22 protein-coding genes are annotated in these 20,638 nt (G+C 57.5%); 17 read left to right on the top strand and 5 right to left on the bottom strand.

Annotation, left to right across the window (positions count from 1 at the left end; all coding sequences use genetic code 11):
• Positions 1–62: 62 nt before the first annotated feature.
• Positions 63–425, bottom strand: a complete 363-nt coding sequence (gene queD, locus KGP25_RS19240) for a 6-carboxytetrahydropterin synthase QueD (RefSeq protein WP_023294450.1) — start codon at positions 423–425, stop codon at positions 63–65.
• Between the two features lie 306 nt (positions 426–731).
• Here queD and cysJ point away from each other — a divergent pair, with 306 nt between their 5' ends.
• The 3 genes from cysJ to cysH are packed head-to-tail and all read left to right on the top strand — an operon-like array spanning position 732 to position 4,999.
• Positions 732–2,537: an NADPH-dependent assimilatory sulfite reductase flavoprotein subunit gene (gene cysJ / locus KGP25_RS19235; RefSeq protein ID WP_048029214.1), complete on the top strand. Its 1,806-nt coding sequence runs from the start codon at positions 732–734 to the stop codon at positions 2,535–2,537.
• Positions 2,537–4,249 (top strand): assimilatory sulfite reductase (NADPH) hemoprotein subunit, encoded by a 1,713-nt coding sequence (gene cysI / locus KGP25_RS19230; protein ID WP_024909261.1) that lies wholly within the window; start codon positions 2,537–2,539, stop codon positions 4,247–4,249. The genes cysJ and cysI overlap by 1 nt, the downstream gene beginning before the upstream one ends.
• Positions 4,250–4,264: 15 nt before the next feature.
• Positions 4,265–4,999 (top strand): phosphoadenosine phosphosulfate reductase, encoded by a 735-nt coding sequence (gene cysH, locus KGP25_RS19225; RefSeq protein ID WP_167213685.1) that lies wholly within the window; start codon positions 4,265–4,267, stop codon positions 4,997–4,999.
• A 98-nt stretch (positions 5,000–5,097) separates the two neighbouring features.
• On the opposite strand, the gene KGP25_RS19220 is transcribed toward cysH, so the two are convergent.
• On the bottom strand, positions 5,098–6,141 hold the full coding sequence (locus KGP25_RS19220; protein ID WP_048029216.1) for an aminopeptidase: 1,044 nt from the start codon (positions 6,139–6,141) through the stop codon (positions 5,098–5,100).
• A 246-nt stretch (positions 6,142–6,387) separates the two neighbouring features.
• Here KGP25_RS19220 and cysG point away from each other — a divergent pair, with 246 nt between their 5' ends.
• From cysG to rpoS, 13 genes are all read left to right on the top strand, one after another.
• The gene (gene cysG, locus KGP25_RS19215; RefSeq protein WP_223540581.1) at positions 6,388–7,737 is read left to right on the top strand and encodes a siroheme synthase CysG; all 1,350 of its coding nucleotides are present in this window, start codon (positions 6,388–6,390) and stop codon (positions 7,735–7,737) included.
• 9 nt (positions 7,738–7,746) lie between these two features.
• The gene (gene cysD / locus KGP25_RS19210) at positions 7,747–8,655 is read left to right on the top strand and encodes a sulfate adenylyltransferase subunit CysD (RefSeq protein WP_006811770.1); all 909 of its coding nucleotides are present in this window, start codon (positions 7,747–7,749) and stop codon (positions 8,653–8,655) included.
• A gap of 9 nt (positions 8,656–8,664) precedes the next feature.
• Positions 8,665–10,089 (top strand): sulfate adenylyltransferase subunit CysN, encoded by a 1,425-nt coding sequence (cysN, locus tag KGP25_RS19205; protein ID WP_048029217.1) that lies wholly within the window; start codon positions 8,665–8,667, stop codon positions 10,087–10,089.
• The gene (cysC, locus tag KGP25_RS19200; protein WP_021241908.1) at positions 10,089–10,694 is read left to right on the top strand and encodes an adenylyl-sulfate kinase; all 606 of its coding nucleotides are present in this window, start codon (positions 10,089–10,091) and stop codon (positions 10,692–10,694) included. Before cysN ends, cysC begins: the two co-directional genes overlap by 1 nt.
• Positions 10,695–10,752: 58 nt before the next feature.
• The gene (locus KGP25_RS19195) at positions 10,753–11,079 is read left to right on the top strand and encodes a DUF3561 family protein (RefSeq protein ID WP_008499610.1); all 327 of its coding nucleotides are present in this window, start codon (positions 10,753–10,755) and stop codon (positions 11,077–11,079) included.
• Positions 11,080–11,245: 166 nt separating this feature from the next.
• Positions 11,246–11,557 carry a cell division protein FtsB gene (gene ftsB, locus KGP25_RS19190; RefSeq protein ID WP_008499609.1) on the top strand — a complete coding sequence of 104 codons (312 nt, stop codon included), beginning with the start codon at positions 11,246–11,248 and terminating at the stop codon, positions 11,555–11,557.
• A 19-nt stretch (positions 11,558–11,576) separates the two neighbouring features.
• Positions 11,577–12,287 carry a 2-C-methyl-D-erythritol 4-phosphate cytidylyltransferase gene (gene ispD, locus KGP25_RS19185; RefSeq protein ID WP_048029219.1) on the top strand — a complete coding sequence of 237 codons (711 nt, stop codon included), beginning with the start codon at positions 11,577–11,579 and terminating at the stop codon, positions 12,285–12,287.
• A complete protein-coding gene (gene ispF / locus KGP25_RS19180; RefSeq protein WP_008499607.1) occupies positions 12,287–12,766 on the top strand; it encodes a 2-C-methyl-D-erythritol 2,4-cyclodiphosphate synthase in 480 nt (159 codons plus the stop codon). The genes ispD and ispF overlap by 1 nt, the downstream gene beginning before the upstream one ends.
• Positions 12,763–13,812 carry a tRNA pseudouridine(13) synthase TruD gene (truD, locus tag KGP25_RS19175; protein WP_126533973.1) on the top strand — a complete coding sequence of 350 codons (1,050 nt, stop codon included), beginning with the start codon at positions 12,763–12,765 and terminating at the stop codon, positions 13,810–13,812. Before ispF ends, truD begins: the two co-directional genes overlap by 4 nt.
• On the top strand, positions 13,793–14,554 hold the full coding sequence (gene surE, locus KGP25_RS19170) for a 5'/3'-nucleotidase SurE (protein WP_021241911.1): 762 nt from the start codon (positions 13,793–13,795) through the stop codon (positions 14,552–14,554). Before truD ends, surE begins: the two co-directional genes overlap by 20 nt.
• Complete coding sequence (locus KGP25_RS19165; RefSeq protein WP_008499604.1) at positions 14,548–15,174, top strand: protein-L-isoaspartate(D-aspartate) O-methyltransferase; 627 nt, start codon at positions 14,548–14,550, stop codon at positions 15,172–15,174. The genes surE and KGP25_RS19165 overlap by 7 nt, the downstream gene beginning before the upstream one ends.
• Positions 15,175–15,290: 116 nt before the next feature.
• Entirely contained in the window at positions 15,291–16,415 is a 1,125-nt protein-coding gene (gene nlpD, locus KGP25_RS19160; RefSeq protein ID WP_008499601.1) for a murein hydrolase activator NlpD, read from the top strand.
• A 59-nt stretch (positions 16,416–16,474) separates the two neighbouring features.
• Entirely contained in the window at positions 16,475–17,467 is a 993-nt protein-coding gene (gene rpoS / locus KGP25_RS19155; RefSeq protein ID WP_008499600.1) for an RNA polymerase sigma factor RpoS, read from the top strand.
• A 52-nt stretch (positions 17,468–17,519) separates the two neighbouring features.
• Here the strand turns inward: rpoS and KGP25_RS19150 are convergent, their stop codons facing one another.
• Both KGP25_RS19150 and KGP25_RS19145 read right to left on the bottom strand, forming a co-directional pair.
• Complete coding sequence (locus KGP25_RS19150; RefSeq protein WP_223539495.1) at positions 17,520–17,900, bottom strand: DUF4440 domain-containing protein; 381 nt, start codon at positions 17,898–17,900, stop codon at positions 17,520–17,522.
• The gene (locus KGP25_RS19145; protein ID WP_223539494.1) at positions 17,897–19,099 is read right to left on the bottom strand and encodes an MFS transporter; all 1,203 of its coding nucleotides are present in this window, start codon (positions 19,097–19,099) and stop codon (positions 17,897–17,899) included. The genes KGP25_RS19150 and KGP25_RS19145 overlap by 4 nt, the downstream gene beginning before the upstream one ends.
• Before the next feature lie 108 nt (positions 19,100–19,207).
• Between KGP25_RS19145 and KGP25_RS19140 the strand changes: the two genes are divergently transcribed.
• Entirely contained in the window at positions 19,208–20,095 is an 888-nt protein-coding gene (locus KGP25_RS19140) for a LysR family transcriptional regulator (protein ID WP_223540580.1), read from the top strand.
• Here KGP25_RS19140 and KGP25_RS19135 read toward each other — a convergent pair.
• Positions 20,092–20,499: a MarR family transcriptional regulator gene (locus tag KGP25_RS19135; protein ID WP_023294441.1), complete on the bottom strand. Its 408-nt coding sequence runs from the start codon at positions 20,497–20,499 to the stop codon at positions 20,092–20,094. The two genes, KGP25_RS19140 and KGP25_RS19135, sit on opposite strands and share 4 nt — an antisense overlap.
• Between the last annotated feature and the right edge of the window lie 139 nt (positions 20,500–20,638).

The raw sequence follows: 20,638 nt of genomic DNA, 5'->3' as shown, positions 1-20,638 counted from the left end.
TACCGGGCCTACGGTTCGAGGCGCTTGTAGGCCGGGTAAGCGTCAGCGCCACCCGGCAAGCATCACTCCCCGCGATAGATGCAGCCCGCGGTGCAGGTCTCTTTGATCATCACCGCGCTCAGCAGCGGTACCCGCGGTTTCATCTGATCCCAAATCCATTTTGCCAGCACTTCGCTGGTCGGGTTTTCAAGGCCCGGGATCTCATTCAGGTAGTAGTGATCCAGACGATCGTAGGTCGGCTTAAACGCCGCCTTCAGCTCGGCAAAATCCATGATCCAACCGGTATGCGGATCAACTTCACCGGTGATCTCAAGACGCACCATGAACGAATGCCCGTGCAGACGGCCACATTTATGCCCTTCAGGGACATGCGGAAGGTGGTGGGCGGCTTCGAAGGTGAAATCTTTAAACAGTGTGGTGGACATGATCGCTCTCAGTAATGCGGAAAAAACCGCCGCATAGTACCGGAAAGCACAATTTTTAGCATTAACTAAAACGGCTCTGAGCGGCAACCGCCTCGTATTCAGGGTGTTTATTGCTATTTGTTCTTTTATTTCATAAGGTTATTTAATCGGTTTTATCGCTAAGCATGACAACCAAAACAGGTTAGTCCATTTGGTTATTTATTATTTCCATCCCTTCTTTAATTGTTATTATCCTCGCCGTTAACCTTATCTTCAGTTTGGATTTATTCGCTTAAAGTCCGCTTGGCTACTGGAACATAACGACGCATGACAACACAGGCCCCACCTTCAAATTTGCTTCCCCTGAACCCGGAGCAACTGGCGCGCCTTCAGGCTGCCACCTCTGATTTTTCTCCCACTCAGCTTGCCTGGGTCTCCGGTTATTTCTGGGGAATGCTCAATCAGCAGCCTGGCGCTGTGGCGGGTGCACCGGCCACAGCCGTTGAAATTCCGGCCATTACCCTGATTTCCGCCTCGCAGACGGGCAATGCCCGCCGCGTGGCCGAAGCGCTGCGCGACGACCTGCTGGCCGCGAAACTGAATGTGAACCTGGTCAACGCCGGAGATTACAAATTTAAGCAAATCGCGTCGGAAAAACTGCTGGTGGTGGTTGCCTCTACGCAGGGTGAAGGTGAACCCGCTGAAGAAGCGGTGGCGCTGCATAAGTTCCTGTTCTCGAAAAAAGCGCCGAAGCTGGATGGCACGGCGTTTGCCGTCTTTGGCCTGGGCGATACTTCCTATGAATTCTTCTGCCAGTCCGGCAAAGACTTCGACAGCAAGCTGGCGGAGCTGGGCGCGGAGCGCCTGCTGGACCGCGTTGACGCGGATGTTGAATACCAGGCCGCCGCCGCCGAATGGCGCGCCCGCATCGTTGAGGTGCTAAAAGCGCGCGTGCCGAAAGAGACGTCGGCGCAGGCCGCGTTCACCGCGACGGGTGCTGTTAACGACATCCACACCAGCCCGTACACCAAAGAGGCGCCGCTGACGGCGAGCCTGTCGGTGAACCAGAAAATTACCGGCCGCGATTCAGAAAAAGATGTGCGCCATATCGAAATCGATCTGGGCGACTCGGGCCTGCGCTATCAGCCTGGTGATGCGCTGGGCGTCTGGTATCAGAACGATCCGGCGCTGGTGAAAGAGCTGGTTGAGCTGCTGTGGCTGAAAGGCGACGAGCCTGTCACCGTTGACGGTAAAACGCAGCCGCTTTCTGATGCGTTGCAGTGGCATTTTGAGCTGACGGTGAACACCCCGAATATCGTCGAAAATTATGCCACCTTGACGCGCAGCGAATCCCTGCTGCCGCTGGTGGGCGACAAGGCGAAGCTGCAGCATTACGCCGCGACGACGCCGATTGTCGATATGGTGCGCTTCTCTCCGGCTCAGCTGGATGCCGATGCGCTGATCGGTCTGCTGCGTCCGCTCACTCCGCGCCTGTACTCCATCGCCTCTTCCCAGGCTGAAGTGGAGAGTGAAGTGCATATTACCGTCGGCGTGGTGCGTTACGATATCGAAGGCCGCGCCCGCACGGGTGGGGCATCAGGCTTCCTGGCGGATCGTGTGGAAGAAGAGGGCGAAGTGCGCGTCTTTATCGAGCACAACGATAACTTCCGCCTGCCGGTCAACCCGGAAACGCCGGTCATTATGATTGGCCCGGGCACCGGCATTGCGCCGTTCCGCGCCTTTATGCAGCAGCGTGCGGCAGACGGCGCGCCGGGTAAAAACTGGCTGTTCTTTGGCAATCCGCACTTTACCGAAGATTTCCTCTACCAGGTTGAGTGGCAGCGCTATGTAAAAGAAGGCGTACTGACCCGCATCGATCTGGCCTGGTCCCGCGACCAGAAAGAAAAAGTATACGTACAAGACAAACTGCGCGAACAGGGCGCAGAGCTGTGGCGCTGGATCAATGACGGTGCCCACATTTATGTCTGCGGCGACGCCAATCGCATGGCGAAAGACGTTGAGCAGACTTTGCTGGAAGTGATTGCCGAATTCGGCGGTATGGATGCCGAAGCGGCGGACGAATTTTTAAGTGAGCTGCGCGTTGAGCGCCGTTATCAGCGAGATGTCTACTAATGAGCGAAAAACATCCAGGGCCACTGGTGGTCGAAGGTAAACTGACAGACGCCGAGCGCATGAAGCTGGAAAGCAACTATCTGCGTGGCACCATTGCTGAAGATCTGAATGACGGTCTCACCGGCGGTTTCAAAGGCGACAACTTCCTGCTGATCCGTTTCCACGGCATGTACCAGCAGGACGACCGCGACATCCGCGCCGAGCGTGCAGAGCAGAAGCTGGAGCCGCGTCACGCGATGCTGCTGCGCTGCCGTTTGCCGGGCGGGGTGATTACCACCAAACAGTGGCAGGCGATCGACAAGTTTGCCGGTGAAAACACGATCTACGGCAGCATCCGTCTGACTAACCGTCAGACCTTCCAGTTCCACGGCATTCTGAAGAAGAACGTCAAGCCGGTGCACCAGATGCTGCACTCCGTTGGGCTGGACGCGCTGGCGACCGCCAACGACATGAACCGTAACGTGCTCTGCACCTCGAACCCGTATGAGTCCGAGCTGCACGCCGAAGCGTACGAGTGGGCGAAGAAGATCTCCGAGCACCTGCTGCCGCGCACGCGCGCCTATGCAGAGATCTGGCTCGATCAGGAAAAAGTCGCGACCACGGACGAAGAGCCGATCCTTGGCCAGACCTACCTGCCGCGTAAGTTTAAAACTACAGTGGTGATCCCGCCGCAGAACGATATCGACCTGCACGCCAACGACATGAACTTCGTGGCGATTGCCGAAAACGGCAAGCTGATTGGCTTTAACCTGCTGGTGGGCGGCGGCCTGTCCATCGAACACGGTAACAAGAAAACCTACGCCCGTACCGCCAGCGAGTTCGGCTTCCTGCCGCTGGAGCATACGCTGGCCGTGGCGGAAGCGGTGGTGACGACCCAGCGCGACTGGGGTAACCGTACCGACCGTAAAAACGCGAAAACCAAATACACCCTGGAGCGCGTGGGCGTGGAGACGTTCAAAGCGGAAGTGGAGCGTCGCGCGGGCATCAAGTTTGAGCCGATCCGCCCTTATGAATTCACCGGTCGCGGCGATCGCATTGGCTGGGTGAAGGGTATCGACAATAAATGGCACCTGACGCTGTTTATCGAAAACGGCCGTATTCTGGATTATCCGGGGCGTCCGCTGAAAACCGGTCTGCTGGAAATTGCGAAGATCCATAAGGGCGAGTTCCGCATTACCGCTAACCAGAACCTGATCATTGCCGGCGTGCCGGAAAGCCAGAAGGCGAAGATCGAGAAGCTGGCGCGCGAACATGGGTTGATGGATGCGGTGAAGCCGCAGCGCGAAAACTCAATGGCCTGCGTGTCGTTCCCGACCTGCCCGCTGGCGATGGCGGAAGCGGAACGTTTCCTGCCGTCGTTTACCGACAAAGTGGAAGCGATTCTGGAAAAACACGGCATTCCGGACGAGCATATTGTTATGCGCGTCACCGGGTGTCCGAACGGCTGCGGTCGTGCGATGCTGGCCGAGCTCGGACTGGTGGGGAAAGCGCCGGGTCGTTACAACCTGCACCTGGGCGGTAACCGTATCGGTACGCGCATCCCGCGTATGTTCCGCGAGAACATCACCGAGCCGGAAATTCTTGATTCCATCGACGAGCTTGTCGGGCGCTGGGCGAAAGAGCGCGAAGCGGGTGAAGGCTTCGGCGACTTTACGGTGCGTGCGGGCATCATTCGCCCGGTGCTCGATCCCGCCAGGGATTTCTGGGAGTAAACACGAGAGGTAATTATGTCCGTACTCGATCTAAACGCCCTTAATGACCTGCCAAAAGTCGAACGCATTCTGGCGCTGGCAGAAACCAATGCCCACCTTGAAAAGCTGGACGCCGAAGCGCGCGTGGCGTGGGCGCTGGAAAACCTGCCGGGAGAGTATGTGCTCTCGTCGAGCTTTGGTATTCAGGCGGCGGTCAGCCTGCATCTGGTGAATCAGATCCGTCCGGACATTCCGGTGATCCTCACCGATACCGGCTACCTGTTCCCGGAAACCTACCAGTTCATTGACGAGCTGACGGACAAGCTCGGACTGAACCTCAAAGTTTACCGCGCGACGGAGAGCGCGGCCTGGCAGGAGGCGCGCTACGGCAAGCTGTGGGAGCAGGGCGTTGAGGGCATTGAGAAGTACAATGAGATTAACAAAGTTGAGCCGATGAACCGGGCGCTGAAAGAGCTTAATGCGCAGACGTGGTTTGCGGGTCTGCGCCGCGAGCAGTCCGGTAGCCGGGCAACCTTACCGGTACTGGCGGTCCAGCGCGGGGTCTTTAAAGTGCTGCCGATTATCGACTGGGATAACCGGACGGTGTATCAGTACCTGCAAAAGCACGGGCTGAAATACCATCCGCTGTGGGACCAGGGCTATCTGTCGGTGGGCGATACCCACACCACGCGTAAGTGGGAACCGGGAATGGCGGAAGAAGAGACGCGATTCTTCGGGCTGAAGCGCGAGTGCGGGTTGCACGAAGGGTGATAACCTTTTTGCCCGGTGGCGCTGCGCTTACCGGGCCTACAAAGGCTCGTTCCCTATGTAGGCCCGGTAAGGCGTAGCCGCCACCGGGCTTAACGGCCTCAGGCTTTCCCCGCTTTCGCCAGCTCCTTCACCAGCGGCAGCATCACCTTCACCACATCACGACTGCGGTGCTCAATCCGCTGCGGCAGCGCGCGATCGATGTGCTGCTGATTGTCCAGCATCACGTTGTGCCAGCTCGTCCCGTCCGGGAAGGCCTTCGATTTAGCCCGCTGCTGGTAGCCATCTTTTTTGCCCAGCGCCCAGTTTGTCGCTTCCACGTACAGCACCGGAATGCCCGCCTTATCGAACACTTCCCCGTCGTTGCAGCAGCCTGTGCCTCGCGGATAATCCGGGTTACCGCCAGGGTTGCTGGTGGCATAAACACCATGGCTGCGGGCTATCGCCAGGGCCCGGTCGCGCGTCAGTTTCCGCACGGTACCCGGCGTACTCTGCCCGCTGTTGAAATAGAGCTTGTCGCCGACGATCAGGTTGTCGAGGTTAATCACCAGCAGCGTATTTTTCTTCTCCTCAGCACTCATGCGCTTAAGGAGATTCTCAGCGCCGAGTTTGCCCTCTTCTTCACCGCTGGTGGCAACAAAACGAATGCCATATTGGGTGGGAATATCTTTCATCCGCTCGGCCAGTTCGAGCATCACGCCCAAGCCTGCGGCATTGTCGTCCATGCCCTGCAGCGTCAGCCCGCCAAGATTATTATCCGTATCGGCGTCACTCATCGGGGCGTAGGTATCAAGGTGCGCCATAATAATAATTTGCTCTTTTGCGGTGCCTTCGTGGGCCGCAATCACCGTACTGCCGGTCACGTTATGCCAGTTTTTCGTTTTATTTCGTGAGGTATAGACGTAGCGGCTGTGAAACGACCGGATATCGCTCTGATAACCCATGTCGGCAAACTGCTGGCGAAGATAGTCTGCGGAGAGCATTTCCGCAGGCGATCCGGTCATGCGCCCGGGGAAAACGGTGGCAATATGCCGCGCCTGCATATTGGCGATTTCACCATAAGGTTGGTTTTTTGCCTGAGCGGGAAGAATAAAGCAAACGCCGAGCGCCAGGGCAGCAATACGGTGGCGCGTTGCGGAAAACATAGTGAGTCCTTAAAAACAGAGCAAAATAGTCACCCGCCTAGTATGAAACTGTGATCGTCCATACACAATTTGAATTGCTCTTAAATGCCCGAAATATCGCGTGTTAAGCACTTTTTGGTATTAGCATTTTCATCGCGTTATTCCATTGAGTAACTACTCATTCCAATTCGTAATTTCATTCGGTCTAAGCCGCCCCCTATAGTCCCTCTATTCCTCGTTGTTAGTGAGTTGTTGCCTGTGGACTATCTGCCCTTATTTGCTGCGATTAAAGAGAAACCAGTGCTGGTTGTTGGCACGGGTGAAATCGCCGATCGCAAAATTGCGTTTCTGCAGCGTGCAGGGGCGCAGGTGCAGATCGTTGCAGAGGCAGATTTTCACGAGTCACAAATCGATAGCGTCGTGCTGGTGATTGCGGCGACCGAAGATCGTGACCTCAACCGGCGGATCTCCGACGCCGCTCAGGCCCGTTACCGCCTGGTTAACGTGGTGGACGACCAGCCTTTATGCTCGTTTATTTTCCCGTCGATCGTTGACCGCTCGCCGCTGCTGGTGGCGATCTCCTCCGGCGGGACCGCGCCGGTGCTGGCACGCGTGCTGCGGGAAAAAATCGAAGCGCTGCTACCGACCAGCCTCGGGCGGATGGCTGAGAAAGCCAGCCACTGGCGCAACCATCTGAAAACGCGCCTGACCAGCGTGACGGAACGCCGTCGCTTCTGGGAGCGCGTGTTTCGCGGCCGCTTTGCCAGCCTGATGCATGCCGGTAATGAGACAGCGGCGCAGAAAATTCTTGAAGACGAACTGGATAACCCCGGCAGCACCGGCGGGGAGATCATTCTGGTGGGCGCGGGGCCGGGCGATGCCGGGCTTCTGACGCTGCGCGGCCTGCAGGTGCTGCAGGACGCGGACGTGGTGTTCTACGACCATCTGGTCACCGACGGCGTGCGCGAGTTGATCCGTCGCGACGCGGAGCAAATCTGCGTGGGCAAACGGGCAGGCGAGCACTCTGTGCCGCAGCACGACACCAACCAGATGCTGGTTGACGCCGCCAAAGCGGGCAAAACCGTGGTGCGCCTGAAGGGGGGCGATCCGTTTATCTTCGGTCGCGGCGGCGAAGAGCTGCAGGCGGCGGCCGAAGCGGGCATACCGTTCCAGGTGGTGCCCGGCATCACGGCGGCCTCTGCGGTGACGGCTTACGCCGGTATCCCGTTGACCCACCGCGATTACGCCCAGAGCGTCACCTTTGTGACCGGCCACTATAAGCCGGACAGCACGCCGTTTGACTGGTCGCATCTCGCCCAGAGCCGCCAGACGCTGGCGATATACATGGGCACGATGAAGGCGGCGGACATCAGCGAACAGCTTATTCAGCACGGTCGCGAGGCGACGACGCCCGTTGCCGTCATTTCTCGCGGCACGCGCGTCGATCAGCACGTTGCGACGGGCACCCTGGAACATCTTGCAACCCTGGCGAAAGACGCCCCTATGCCCGCCCTGATCGTGGTGGGGGAAGTGGTGCAGCTGCACAGCACGCTCGCCTGGTTTCAGCACACAACCGATACAGAAGGCTTTGGTTCTTCTGTTGTAAATTTGGCTTAAGGAACGGTTATGGACCAAAAACGTCTTACACACCTGCGGCAGCTCGAAGCGGAAAGTATCCATATCATCCGCGAAGTGGCCGCCGAGTTTTCTAACCCGGTGATGATGTACTCCATCGGTAAAGATTCCAGCGTCATGCTGCATCTGGCGCGTAAAGCGTTTTATCCAGGTACGCTGCCGTTCCCGCTGCTGCACGTGGATACCGGCTGGAAATTCCGCGAGATGTACGAGTTCCGCGATCGTACCGCGAAAGCCTACGGCTGCGAGCTGCTGGTGCATAAAAACCCGGAAGGGGTAGCGATGGGCATTAACCCGTTCGTCCACGGCAGCGCCAAACACACCGATATCATGAAGACCGAAGGGTTGAAGCAGGCGCTGAACAAATACGGTTTTGATGCGGCCTTCGGCGGTGCGCGCCGTGACGAAGAGAAATCCCGCGCTAAAGAGCGTATCTACTCCTTCCGCGACCGCTTCCACCGCTGGGACCCTAAAAACCAGCGTCCGGAGCTGTGGCACAACTACAACGGCCAGATTAACAAGGGCGAAAGCATCCGCGTCTTCCCGCTCTCCAACTGGACCGAGCTGGATATCTGGCAGTACATCTATCTGGAAAACATCGAAATCGTTCCGCTGTACCTGGCCGCCGAGCGCCCGGTGCTGGAGCGCGACGGCATGCTGATGATGATCGACGACGATCGCATCGACCTGCAGCCGGGCGAAGTGATCAAAAAACAGATGGTCCGTTTCCGCACCCTCGGCTGCTGGCCGCTGACCGGCGCGGTGGAGTCCAGTGCGCAGACGCTGCCGGAGATCATCGAAGAGATGCTGGTGTCGACCACCAGCGAGCGACAGGGGCGCGTGATTGACCGCGACCAGGCAGGCTCCATGGAGCTGAAGAAACGTCAGGGTTATTTCTAAGGAGCCGCCATGAACACCACTATTGCTCAACAAATTGCCAAAGAAGGCGGTGTGGAAGCGTATCTGCATGCGCAACAACACAAAAGTCTGCTGCGTTTTCTGACCTGCGGCAGCGTGGATGACGGGAAAAGTACCCTGATTGGCCGCCTGCTGCACGATACGCGCCAGATTTATGAAGATCAGCTCTCTTCCCTGCATAATGACAGTAAGCGTCACGGTACCCAGGGTGAAAAGCTGGATCTGGCGCTGCTGGTGGATGGCCTGCAGGCGGAGCGCGAGCAGGGCATCACTATCGACGTGGCCTACCGCTATTTCTCTACCGAGAAGCGCAAATTTATTATCGCCGACACCCCGGGGCACGAACAGTACACCCGCAATATGGCGACCGGCGCGTCGACCTGCGACCTGGCGATCCTGCTGATCGACGCGCGTAAAGGCGTGCTGGATCAGACCCGTCGCCACAGCTTTATCTCCACGCTGCTGGGGATCAAACACCTGGTGGTGGCGGTCAACAAGATGGATCTGGTGAACTTCAGCGAAGAGAAGTTCGAGGAGATCCGCCAGAGCTATCTGACCTTTGCTGAACAGCTGCCGGGCAACCTGGATATCCGCTTTGTGCCGCTCTCGGCGCTGGAAGGGGATAACGTCGCCTCCCAGAGCGCGAACATGCCGTGGTACAGCGGCCCGACGCTGCTGGAAGTGCTGGAAACGGTTGAAATCCAGCGCGTGGTCGACACCCAGCCGATGCGCTTCCCGGTGCAGTACGTCAACCGTCCAAACCTCGACTTCCGCGGTTTCTCCGGCACCCTTGCGTCAGGCTCCGTGAAGGTCGGTCAGCGCGTCAAGGTGCTGCCATCCGGCGTGGAATCGACCATCGCCCGTATCGTCACCTTCGACGGTGATCTGCAGGAGGCGGGCGCCGGTGAAGCGGTTACGCTGGTGCTGAAAGACGAGATTGATATCAGCCGGGGCGATCTGCTGGTGGACGCGCAGGAAACCCTGGCCGCCGTACAGGGAGCTTCCGTGGATGTGGTGTGGATGGCGGAGCAACCGCTGACGCCGGGCCAGAGCTACGACATCAAAATTGCCGGCAAGAAGACCCGCGCCCGCGTGGACGGTATTCAGTTCCAGGTGGACATCAACAATCTGACCCAGCGCGAGGTTACCGAGCTGCCGCTGAACGGTATTGGTCTGGTCGATCTGACCTTCGACGAACCGCTGGTGCTGGATCCGTATCAGCAGAACCCGGTGACGGGCGGGCTTATCTTTATCGACAGGCTGACCAACGTTACCGTCGGGGCCGGTATGGTACGCGAACCGATTAAACAGGCTGCCGTGGCCTCTGAATTCAGCGCCTTTGAGCTGGAACTGAACGCGCTGGTGCGTAAACACTTCCCGCACTGGGGCGCGCGCGATCTGCTGGGAGGCAAGTAATGGCCGCGCATGATGAGAACGTCGTCTGGCATCCTCATCCGGTCACCGTCGCCCAGCGCGAACAGCTCCACGGTCACCGTGGGGTTGTGCTGTGGTTTACCGGGCTGTCCGGCTCGGGTAAATCGACGGTGGCGGGCGCGCTGGAAGAGGCATTGCATCAGCAGGGCGTAAGCACGTACCTGCTGGATGGCGACAACGTGCGCCATGGCCTGTGCAGCGATTTAGGGTTCAGCGACGACGACCGCAAAGAGAACATCCGCCGGGTCGGGGAAGTCGCCAGCCTGATGGCCGATGCCGGGCTGGTGGTGCTGACCGCGTTTATCTCTCCGCACCGCGCCGAGCGCCAGATGGTGCGCGAACGCGTCGGTCAGGATCGCTTTATTGAAGTGTTTGTGGATACGCCGCTGGAGGTTTGCGAAGCGCGCGACCCGAAAGGGCTGTACAAAAAAGCGCGTGCCGGAGAACTGCGCAACTTCACCGGAATTGACGCGGTCTACGAAGCACCTGAATCGCCTGAAATTCACCTGGAGGGTCAACAATTGGTAACAAATTTAGTAAGCCAATTATTAGACCTGCTCAGACGGGACGATATTATCAGATCCTGAGACGGTATCGTTCGGGAGCTGTCTTCCCGAACGATGAGTCACGGTCACAGGACTAGCTATGCGCAACAGTGAACATTACATTACCACCACCGGGTCGGAGCCGCTTGCGACCGACGACGAAACGACCTGGTCATTTCCTGGGGCCATCATTGGCTTCGTCTCATGGTTGCTGGCGCTGGGTATCCCGTTTCTTATCTACGGCGGCAACACGCTGTTCTTCTTTCTCTACACCTGGCCTTTCTTTCTGGCGCTGATGCCCGTGGCGGTTGTCGTCGGCATTGCGCTGCACTCGCTTCTCAATGGCAAGCTGCTCTACAGTACCGTGGTCACGATTGTGACGGTGGTTCTGATGTTTGGTCTGTTATTTTTGTGGCTCATGGGCTAACTTCAGCCATAATTCAAACCGTAACCAACTGTGTAACGATATTGAGCAGGACGATTCTGCGGAAAAAATGTGGTACATTTGCTCGCGATGTTGCGGCATCTCTGTTACTCCGGCGTAGTGCTCTGGGGAAGTCTTGGGATGATGATGCCGTTTTTCAGGGGGCAGGATGGGTAAACTAACGCTGCTGTTGCTGGCTTTGCTAATCTGGCTGCAATATTCGCTGTGGTTCGGTAAGAACGGACTGCACGACTATAGCCGGGTGAGCGATGACGTCGCGGCTCAGCAGGCAACAAACGCCAAACTTAAGGCGCGAAACGATCAACTCTTCGCTGAAATTGATGACCTCAATGGCGGGCAAGAGGCGATTGAGGAACGCGCACGCAATGAACTCAGTATGACTAAGCCGGGCGAAACCTTTTATCGTCTGGTTCCGGATGCGTCTAAACGCAATCAGGGCTCAGCACAAAACAATCGATAATCAGGCCCAGGATTACGACATGGCAGTAACTTTTTCGGACGTATGCGCCGTGGTGCCGGCCGCAGGTTTTGGCCGGCGCATGCAGACAGAATGTCCCAAGCAATACCTCTCTATTGGCGATAAAACGATCCTCGAGCACGCCGTGGCGGCGCTGCTGGCGCACCCGCGGGTGACGCGGGTGATCATCGCTATCAGCCCGGGCGATGCGCGCTTCGCGCAGCTACCGCTGGCAAATCATCCACAGATTACCGTTGTCGATGGCGGTGCCGAGCGCGCCGATTCCGTGCTGGCAGGCATTCAGGCTGCCGGTAACGCGCCGTGGGTGCTGGTGCATGACGCGGCGCGTCCGTGTCTGCATCAGGACGATCTCGCTCGCCTGCTGGCGTTGAGCGAAACCAGCAAAGTGGGTGGCATTCTGGCCGCCCCCGTGCGCGACACCATGAAGCGTGCCGAGCCGGGCAAACGGGCTATCGCCCACACCGTCGATCGCGTCGATCTATGGCACGCGCTGACGCCGCAATTTTTCCCCCGCGAATTACTCCACGACTGCTTAACGCGCGCGCTTAACGAAGGTGCGACCATTACGGACGAAGCCTCTGCGCTGGAGTACTGCGGTTTCCACCCAACGCTTGTTGAAGGACGTGCTGATAATATTAAAGTGACGCGTCCGGAAGATTTACAGCTCGCGGAATTTTATCTTACCCGTTTGACCCATCAGGAGAAGGCATAATGCGAATTGGACACGGTTTTGATGTACACGCCTTTGGCGGCGAAGGCCCAATTATCATTGGCGGCGTGCGCATTCCTTATGAGAAAGGGCTGCTGGCGCATTCTGATGGCGACGTGGCGCTGCATGCGCTGACCGACGCGCTGTTGGGCGCGGCCGCACTGGGTGATATCGGCAAGCTGTTCCCGGACACCGACCCGGCGTTTAAAGGGGCAGACAGCCGTGAACTGCTGCGCGAAGCGTGGCGCCGCATCCAGGCGAAAGGCTACACCCTTGGCAACGTCGACGTGACGATTATCGCCCAAGCCCCGAAAATGCTGCCGCACATTCCGCAGATGCGCGTGTTTATCGCAGAAGATCTGGGTTGCCATATGGACGACGTGAACGTCAAAGCGACGACGACCGAGAAGCTGGGCTTCACTGGGCGTGGCGAAGGGATTGCCTGTGAAGCCGTGGCGCTGCTGGTGAAGGCGAGCAAATGACAGACTTCGACAACCTGACATATCTGCATGGCAAACCGCAGGGGAACGGGGTGCTGAAAGCCAGCCCCGAAGATTTCCTCGTGGTCGAGGATCTGGGCTTTGAGCCGGATGGCGAAGGCGAACATATCCTGGTGCGTATTCTGAAAAATGGCTGCAATACCCGCTTTGTGGCCGACGCGCTGGCAAAATTTCTCAAAATTCATGCCCGCGAGGTGAGCTTTGCCGGGCAGAAAGATAAACACGCCGTCACCGAACAGTGGCTCTGCGCGCGCGTTCCCGGCAATACGATGCCTGATTTAAGCAAATTTGAGCTTGAGGGCTGTAAGGTACTGGAATATGCCCGCCACAAGCGCAAACTGCGTCTGGGGGCATTGAAAGGCAACGCGTTTACGCTGGTACTGCGCGAAGTGACTGATCGTGAAGACGTTGAAAAACGTCTGAACGCCATCAGTGACCGCGGCGTACCGAACTACTTTGGCGCGCAGCGCTTCGGCATTGGCGGCAGCAACCTGCAGGGCGCACTGCGCTGGGCGCAAAGCGACGCGCCGGTGCGGGACAGGAATAAACGCAGTTTTTGGTTGTCGGCGGCCCGCAGTGCGTTGTTTAATCAGATTGTGAGCGAAAGGCTGAAAAAACCGGACGCGAATCAAGTTGTTGTTGGCGATGCGCTACAATTAGCGGGACGCGGAAGCTGGTTTGTGGCAACGGCCGAAGAGATGGCCGATGTCCAGTCGCGCGTGGACGCAAAAGGGCTGCTGATCACCGCCGCGTTGCCCGGTACGGGCGACTGGGGAACACAGGGCGACGCGCTGGCCGCCGAGCAGTCAGCCGTGGCGGATGCGCCAGAATTGCAAGCCTTGCTGGTGCGGGAAAAAGTCGACGCGGCACGCCGCGCGATGCTGCTCTATCCGCAGCAGTTAAGCTGGAACTGGTGGGATGACGTGACCGTCGAGTTACGCTTCTGGCTGCCGGCAGGCAGCTTTGCCACCAGTGTTGTCAGGGAACTTATCAACACCTCGGGTGATTATGCGAATATTGCTGAGTAACGATGACGGGATCCACGCGCCAGGCATTCAGACCCTGGCGAAACACCTCCGTGAGTTTGCGGATGTGCAGGTCGTGGCACCCGATCGTAACCGCAGTGGAGCGTCTAACTCGCTGACGCTGGAGTCGTCGCTTCGCACCTTTACCTTTGAAAATGGCGATATTGCCGTACAGATGGGCACGCCAACCGACTGTGTTTTTCTGGGCGTGAACGCGCTGATGCGGCCGCGTCCAGATATCGTCGTCTCCGGCATTAACGCCGGGCCTAACCTCGGCGATGACGTGATTTACTCCGGCACCGTGGCGGCCGCAATGGAAGGACGTCACCTGGGGTTCCCGGCGCTGGCGGTCTCGTTGAACGGCTACACGCACTACGATACCGCCGCCGCGGTGACCTGTTCGATCCTGCGGGCGCTCGGCCGCGAGCCGTTGCGTACCGGACGCATCCTCAACATCAACGTGCCGGATCTTCCTCTTGATGAAATTAAAGGCATCCGCGTCACCCGTTGCGGGAGTCGACATCCTGCCGATCAGGTGATCCCGCAGCAGGATCCGCGCGGCAACACGCTTTACTGGATCGGCCCTCCCGGCGATAAGTGCGATGCGGGTCCGGATACCGACTTTGCCGCCGTGGAGGAAGGCTATGTTTCGGTTACCCCGCTGCACGTAGATTTAACCGCGTATAGCGCGCATGATGTGGTGTCGGGCTGGCTGGATCGCGCAGGAGTGAACGCGCAATGGTAAACAAACGTGTACAAACTCTTCTGGAACAACTACGCGCGCAGGGGATCCGCGACGAGCACGTGCTTGAAGCGCTCGCCCTGGTTCCGCGTGAAAAATTTGTAGACGAGGCGTTTGAACACAAAGCGTGGGAAAACGTGGCGCTGCCCATCGGGCAGGGCCAGACGATTTCGCAGCCTTACATGGTGGCTCGCATGACGGAGCTGCTGGAGCTGACGCCCGACTCCCGCGTGCTGGAGATTGGCACCGGTTCGGGGTATCAGACCGCGATCCTGGCGCATCTGGTGCATCATGTTTGCTCCGTTGAGCGGATCAAAGGTTTACAGTGGCAGGCGCGTCGTCGCCTGAAACAACTTGATTTACATAATGTTTCGACACGACACGGTGATGGATGGCAGGGTTGGAAGGCTCGTGCCCCGTTTGACGCGATCATCGTGACGGCGGCCCCGCCTGAAATTCCAGCAGCCCTGTTGTCGCAGCTGGACGAGGGGGGCATTCTGGTTCTGCCTGTCGGGGACGAGCAGCAGCTGTTGAAGCGCGTTCGTCGGCGCGGCGGCGAGTTTATTATCGACACCGTGGAAGCCGTGCGCTTTGTGCCTCTGGTGAAGGGGGAGTTGGCCTGAGACTCGGAATTATCCAGGGTTATTAAGGCAAATTCAGCGTATGGTGTGGCGCGAAAGATTCGTGCCATCACGGTAAATTTTAAGTCACTGGTAGTTAACACATTCCTGGGGGATAAATGAGCGCGGGAAGCCCTAAATTCACCATCAGCCGTGTTGCGGCATTATCACTGGTTTCGCTCTGGCTGGCAGGCTGTACAAGTTCTAACAACGCGCCTGCGCCCGTCAGTTCCGTCGGCGGAAACAGCGGCTCCGGTAACACGTCCAGCGGAATGTTAATCACGCCGCCACCTAAAATGGGAACTGCTGCGCCGCAGCAAACACCACAAATTCAGCCTGTGCAACATCCTGTTACACAGCCAATGCAGGTTCAGCCAGTTGAACAGCCTGTTCAGACCCAAAATGGCCGCATAGTCTATAACCGCCAGTATGGGAACATTCCGAAAGGTAGCTACACCGGTGGCAGCACCTATACCGTGAAACGCGGTGATACGCTGTTCTACATTGCGTGGATCACCGGGAACGATTTCCGTGACCTCGCGCAGCGCAACAACGTCCAGGCCCCATACGGTCTGGAAGTCGGGCAAACCCTCCAGGTGGGCAACGCGACGGGCACGCCGCTTACGCCTGGCAACACGGTTTCAGCGGCCGATGTGACGGCTCAAAATAACAGCGTTAAGCCTGCACAAAAATCCACCACGGTGGTTGCTTCACAACCTGTAATTACGTATTCTGAGGATTCAGGTGATCAGACTGCTAACAAAATGTTGCCGAATAATAAAGGGACTGCGACTGCTGTCACAGCACCGGTTACGGCACCTGTGGTTAGCTCTACTGAACCGACTGCCAGCAGTATGACCTCCAGTTCGCCGATTTCTGCATGGCGCTGGCCGACTGACGGCAAGGTTATCGAAAACTTCTCTTCCTCCGAAGGGGGAAATAAAGGGATCGATATCGCAGGGAGTAAAGGACAGGCTATCATCGCGACCGCAGATGGACGCGTTGTGTATGCCGGTAACGCTCTGCGCGGTTACGGTAATCTTATTATCATCAAACATAACGATGATTACCTGAGTGCCTACGCCCATAACGACACAATGCTGGTCCGGGAACAACAAGAAGTTAAGGCGGGGCAAAAAATCGCTACCATGGGTAGCACCGGAACCAGTTCTACACGCTTGCATTTTGAAATTCGTTACAAGGGGAAATCCGTAAACCCGCTGCAGTATTTGCCGCAGCGATAATTTGACGGGGCATGCCAGCCAGGGTGTCTCGTTCAGGGATCACGGGTAGGAGCCACCTTATGAGTCAGAATACGCTGAAAGTTCATGATTTAAATGAAGACGCGGAATTTGATGAGAACGGAGTAGAGGCTTTTGACGAAAAAGCCTTAGTAGAAGAGGAACCCAGTGATAACGATTTGGCTGAAGAAGAGCTGTTATCGCAGGGTGCCACACAGCGTGTACTGGACGCGACTCAGCTTTACCTTGGGGAGATTGGTTACTCCCCACTGCTAACGGCCGAAGAAGAAGTCTATTTCGCACGTCGTGCTTTGCGTGGTGATGTCGCCTCGCGTCGTCGCATGATTGAAAGTAACCTGCGACTGGTCGTGAAAATTGCCCGCCGTTACGGCAATCGTGGTCTGGCTCTGCTGGATCTGATTGAAGAGGGCAACTTAGGTCTCATCCGCGCAGTTGAGAAGTTTGACCCGGAACGCGGGTTCCGTTTCTCAACCTACGCGACCTGGTGGATTCGTCAGACCATCGAACGGGCTATTATGAACCAGACCCGTACGATCCGCCTGCCGATCCACATCGTCAAAGAGTTGAACGTTTACCTGCGCACCGCACGCGAGTTGTCCCATAAACTGGACCACGAGCCAAGCGCAGAAGAAATTGCCGAACAACTTGATAAACCGGTTGATGACGTAAGCCGTATGCTGCGTCTCAACGAGCGCATTACCTCCGTTGACACCCCGCTGGGTGGCGACTCCGAAAAAGCGCTGCTGGACATCCTGGCCGATGAAAAAGATAACGGTCCGGAAGACACCACGCAGGACGATGACATGAAACAGAGCATCGTCAAATGGCTGTTCGAACTGAACGCCAAACAGCGTGAAGTGCTGGCACGTCGTTTCGGTTTACTGGGGTATGAAGCTGCGACACTGGAAGACGTCGGCCGTGAAATTGGCCTGACCCGTGAACGTGTTCGTCAGATTCAGGTTGAAGGTCTGCGCCGCCTGCGTGAAATCCTGCAGGGGCAAGGTCTGAATATCGAAGCGCTGTTCCGCGAATAAGCAACCTTTTGTCAAAAAAGGCCCGTCGTGAGACGGGCCTTTTTCTTTTGTGTTACGGCTGTGCCGCCGTCTCGTGCAGCAGACGCCACGTTATTTTGTCGCCTTCCTGACTGAGCACCGCGGTCGACCAGCGCACGTTGACGGGCAGGTCTGGACGGGTTTGCGTCTCCCGGTAGTGAAGCACAGCACCCCGTTCGCCGCTTTGGATCGTGGTTAATTCGTCAATGACAATTTTCAGCCCGGGACGGCTTCCGCGCTGTTTTTCCAGAAAACTGGCCAGGCCGCGATAGTCGATCTGCACACCGCCCGGCGGGATCATCAGAAAATCGGGACGGAAACGGGCGAGCAGGGCGTCGGGATCGCCTTCACCTTTGCCTAACCAGTCTTCAAGCGCAATGTGGAGGTCGATAATGTCGTGTTCGAAAGGCGTCATGAATTCTCCTGTCGCAGTTGGTTTAGCACCTGCGTATTGTTAAGACGAAAAACGTACGGTACAGGCAGCAAGGTCATGCCTGCAGCAAAGATAAACATCCCGTGCCAGGCGGCGTGAGGTGTCAGCCACGCCTGCGCCAGGTTCAGCACCTGCGCAAGCAGCAGGGCACCGGCAAAAAAGCTCAGCTGACGATTGAGATTCCACAGCGCGCTGGCATCCGGCATCTCGTCCCGGCGCATTGTCAGAAACGCGCTGCTCTGAGCCGTACTGCTGCACAGGCTTCCTCCCGCGCCCATCAGGGTAAACGCGACGGCAGGCAACAGTGTTGACGAGCTGACGTCAATCAAAAGCAGAATACCCGCCGCCTGCAACAGGCAGCCGATGACGATCAGCGGCCGGGGGCCGATACGGTTAAAATAACGTCCCGTCGCCGTGATGGCGAGAAACGATGCCACAGACCACGGCAGCATGAGCATTCCCGTTGCGGCTGGGCTCATGTTCGCCTCGTGCTGAAGATAAAACATGCCCGTGACGTTCACCCCAATAAATATGCCGGGGACGCATAAATAGACAAGCATGGAAAATCGCAAAAGCGGGTCCGCGAGCAAGGTCAGGTTTAGCAGTTTGGCCGCGTTCATCGTGGGTTTTTCGTGTTTAAGCCACAGACAGGCCAGAACAAAGGTCACAATAGCCACCGGGAGCGTGGCGAAAAAGATCCATCGCCAGCCCAGCGTCTGCACCAGCACGCCGCCGACAGCCGGGGAGCAGGCCGGGGCAAGCAACGCAACCAGCATCACCGCTGAGGAGAGTCGGGCCCGCTCGTGCGGCCTGAACTGTTGCCAGGTCAGCGCCTGTCCGACCGGGATCAGTAAGCCTCCTCCTGCGCCCTGAAGCACTCGCCAGGCGATCAGACTCTCAAGCGTTGCCGACGTGCCTGCCGCAGCAGAGGCGGCACTGAACAGAAAAAGCGAAAACAGGATGACGCGCTTTGGCCCGATGCGGCGCGTGAGCACGCTGCTGAACGGGATCACCAGCGTCAGACCGGCAATATACCCGTTACTGACCCAGGCAAGCGCAGAAGGCGTGGCAGTAAAGGCGTGAGCCATTGCCGGAAAGGCGACGCTGGCAATAAACATGTTGATCAAATCAAGAAAAAAGCCCAGCAGATAGACAACGGCAATTTTGCTGCGATACGTCATGGTGGATCCTCCGGTGAGGGGGCGTATCGTATCGGCTCGGGAATCACGGATAAACCTGACAAAGCGCGATATACTGTCAAAAATATTTTGACAGTGTCGGGCGAGATGATGATTAACCTACAGCGGACGCAGATGTTTATCGCAGTGGCCGACACCGGCAGTTTTACGGCGGCCGCCGAGGCGATGGGGCTGACAAAAGCGGTCGTCAGCTTCAATATTCGCCAGCTTGAAGATGAGCTGGGCGTTACGCTGCTGCTGCGCTCCACCCGTCGACTGACGTTAACCGAGGCGGGCGTGCTGTTTCATCAACGCAGCGTGGCGCTTATAAAGGACGCCGAACGGCTGCAGGATGATGTCCGCGCGAACCATGCGGGGCTCACCGGCGAACTGCGGATCACGACCACGCCGGAATATGGCGCCCGGGTCGTGGTGCCGCTGCTGGCCAGATTTAGCCACCAACACCCGGATCTTCGCGTACGACATGCTTCGTCGTCACTGCATGCTGATCTTATCTCGGAGCGTTTTGACGTGGCCATCCGGCTGGGGACGCTTGTCGATTCGCGCAACCACGCCGCACTGATTTCTCATTTTTCTATTCTCCCCGTCGCAACGCCCGAGTGGCTTGCGCGAAACCCGATCGACTCGCTTGCGCAGCTGTCGCAAGCCGACTGGATCATCCACGAGCGATTAGCATCGCCGCTGCGCTGGCAGGTGAAAGATGTCCGTGGTGTGCCTGACATGCTGGAGATAAAAAAAGCGCCGCGTTTGTTTGCCGACAGCGCTCAGGCACTAATGGCTTTTGCGCTCGCAGGCGGTGGCGTGGCGTTACTGCCGGAATGGCTGGTGCGCGATGCGCTTGATGCGGGAACGCTGGTGACGGTTTTACCGGGGTATACCTTTGCGCGGCAGGGCATCTATGCGGTCTATCCTGATGCCCGGCATGTGTCAGCGAAAGTGCGCACCTTTATCGATTATATGCGCACCAGCGTGAATTAATCGTGCATCATCTTTTTGATGAGAGCCGAGAACTGCTCCCGCTCGGCCTTGTTTAGACGGCCTAAAAAGGCCTCATCAACCTCATTGCCTACCGGCTTACAGTCTGCAAGCAGGGCCTCACCTTCTGGCGTGAGGAAGACAAAGCGACGGCGCTTATCCGCAGGGTCGTGCTCGCGTTTGACCAGCCCGCGCGCCTCCATGCGGCTGAGCATTTCCGCCAGGGTCGCTTTCGTGCTGACCGCGACTTCAGTCAATGCCACCTGTTCGATGCCTGGATGCTCGGCAATGGAGCGCATCACCGCATACTGCGGCTTGGTCAGCTCCGGTAATGCATGTTGCCACTGGGCGGTATGCTGTTGAAAAAGCTGACGTAACAGGTGGAACGCCTCTTGTCTTAGTTCCATGAACACTCCGACGGAAAAAATCTCCCTCTATGATAGCCGCTCTTGCTCTGGATTTTAACGCGGCATTTTTTAGCAATTCGTGTGATCGTATGCGAACAATCTTGTCAGGAAATCGATCCGGGAGTAGTTTACTCATAAT

It is taken from the genome of Enterobacter sp. JBIWA003 (genome assembly GCF_019968825.1).
Lineage (GTDB): Bacteria > Pseudomonadota > Gammaproteobacteria > Enterobacterales > Enterobacteriaceae > Enterobacter > Enterobacter quasiroggenkampii.
The sequence above is the reverse complement of the archived record's forward strand: the minus strand, read 5'-3'. Positions and strand labels throughout refer to the sequence as shown.

Coding starts and splice junctions, on each gene's coding strand:
- KGP25_RS19150 (WP_223539495.1), bottom strand. CDS start 17,900: ATGACGCCTTTCGAACACGACATTATCGACCTCCACATTGCGCTTGAA.
- cysC (WP_021241908.1), top strand. CDS start 10,089: ATGGCCGCGCATGATGAGAACGTCGTCTGGCATCCTCATCCGGTCACC.
- KGP25_RS19140 (WP_223540580.1), top strand. CDS start 19,208: ATGATTAACCTACAGCGGACGCAGATGTTTATCGCAGTGGCCGACACC.
- queD (WP_023294450.1), bottom strand. CDS start 425: ATGTCCACCACACTGTTTAAAGATTTCACCTTCGAAGCCGCCCACCAC.
- ispD (WP_048029219.1), top strand. CDS start 11,577: ATGGCAGTAACTTTTTCGGACGTATGCGCCGTGGTGCCGGCCGCAGGT.
- rpoS (WP_008499600.1), top strand. CDS start 16,475: ATGAGTCAGAATACGCTGAAAGTTCATGATTTAAATGAAGACGCGGAA.
- ftsB (WP_008499609.1), top strand. CDS start 11,246: ATGGGTAAACTAACGCTGCTGTTGCTGGCTTTGCTAATCTGGCTGCAA.
- cysI (WP_024909261.1), top strand. CDS start 2,537: ATGAGCGAAAAACATCCAGGGCCACTGGTGGTCGAAGGTAAACTGACA.
- KGP25_RS19135 (WP_023294441.1), bottom strand. CDS start 20,499: ATGGAACTAAGACAAGAGGCGTTCCACCTGTTACGTCAGCTTTTTCAA.
- KGP25_RS19220 (WP_048029216.1), bottom strand. CDS start 6,141: ATGTTTTCCGCAACGCGCCACCGTATTGCTGCCCTGGCGCTCGGCGTT.
- nlpD (WP_008499601.1), top strand. CDS start 15,291: ATGAGCGCGGGAAGCCCTAAATTCACCATCAGCCGTGTTGCGGCATTA.
- cysN (WP_048029217.1), top strand. CDS start 8,665: ATGAACACCACTATTGCTCAACAAATTGCCAAAGAAGGCGGTGTGGAA.
- KGP25_RS19195 (WP_008499610.1), top strand. CDS start 10,753: ATGCGCAACAGTGAACATTACATTACCACCACCGGGTCGGAGCCGCTT.
- KGP25_RS19165 (WP_008499604.1), top strand. CDS start 14,548: ATGGTAAACAAACGTGTACAAACTCTTCTGGAACAACTACGCGCGCAG.
- KGP25_RS19145 (WP_223539494.1), bottom strand. CDS start 19,099: ATGACGTATCGCAGCAAAATTGCCGTTGTCTATCTGCTGGGCTTTTTT.
- truD (WP_126533973.1), top strand. CDS start 12,763: ATGACAGACTTCGACAACCTGACATATCTGCATGGCAAACCGCAGGGG.
- surE (WP_021241911.1), top strand. CDS start 13,793: ATGCGAATATTGCTGAGTAACGATGACGGGATCCACGCGCCAGGCATT.
- cysJ (WP_048029214.1), top strand. CDS start 732: ATGACAACACAGGCCCCACCTTCAAATTTGCTTCCCCTGAACCCGGAG.
- cysD (WP_006811770.1), top strand. CDS start 7,747: ATGGACCAAAAACGTCTTACACACCTGCGGCAGCTCGAAGCGGAAAGT.
- cysH (WP_167213685.1), top strand. CDS start 4,265: ATGTCCGTACTCGATCTAAACGCCCTTAATGACCTGCCAAAAGTCGAA.
- ispF (WP_008499607.1), top strand. CDS start 12,287: ATGCGAATTGGACACGGTTTTGATGTACACGCCTTTGGCGGCGAAGGC.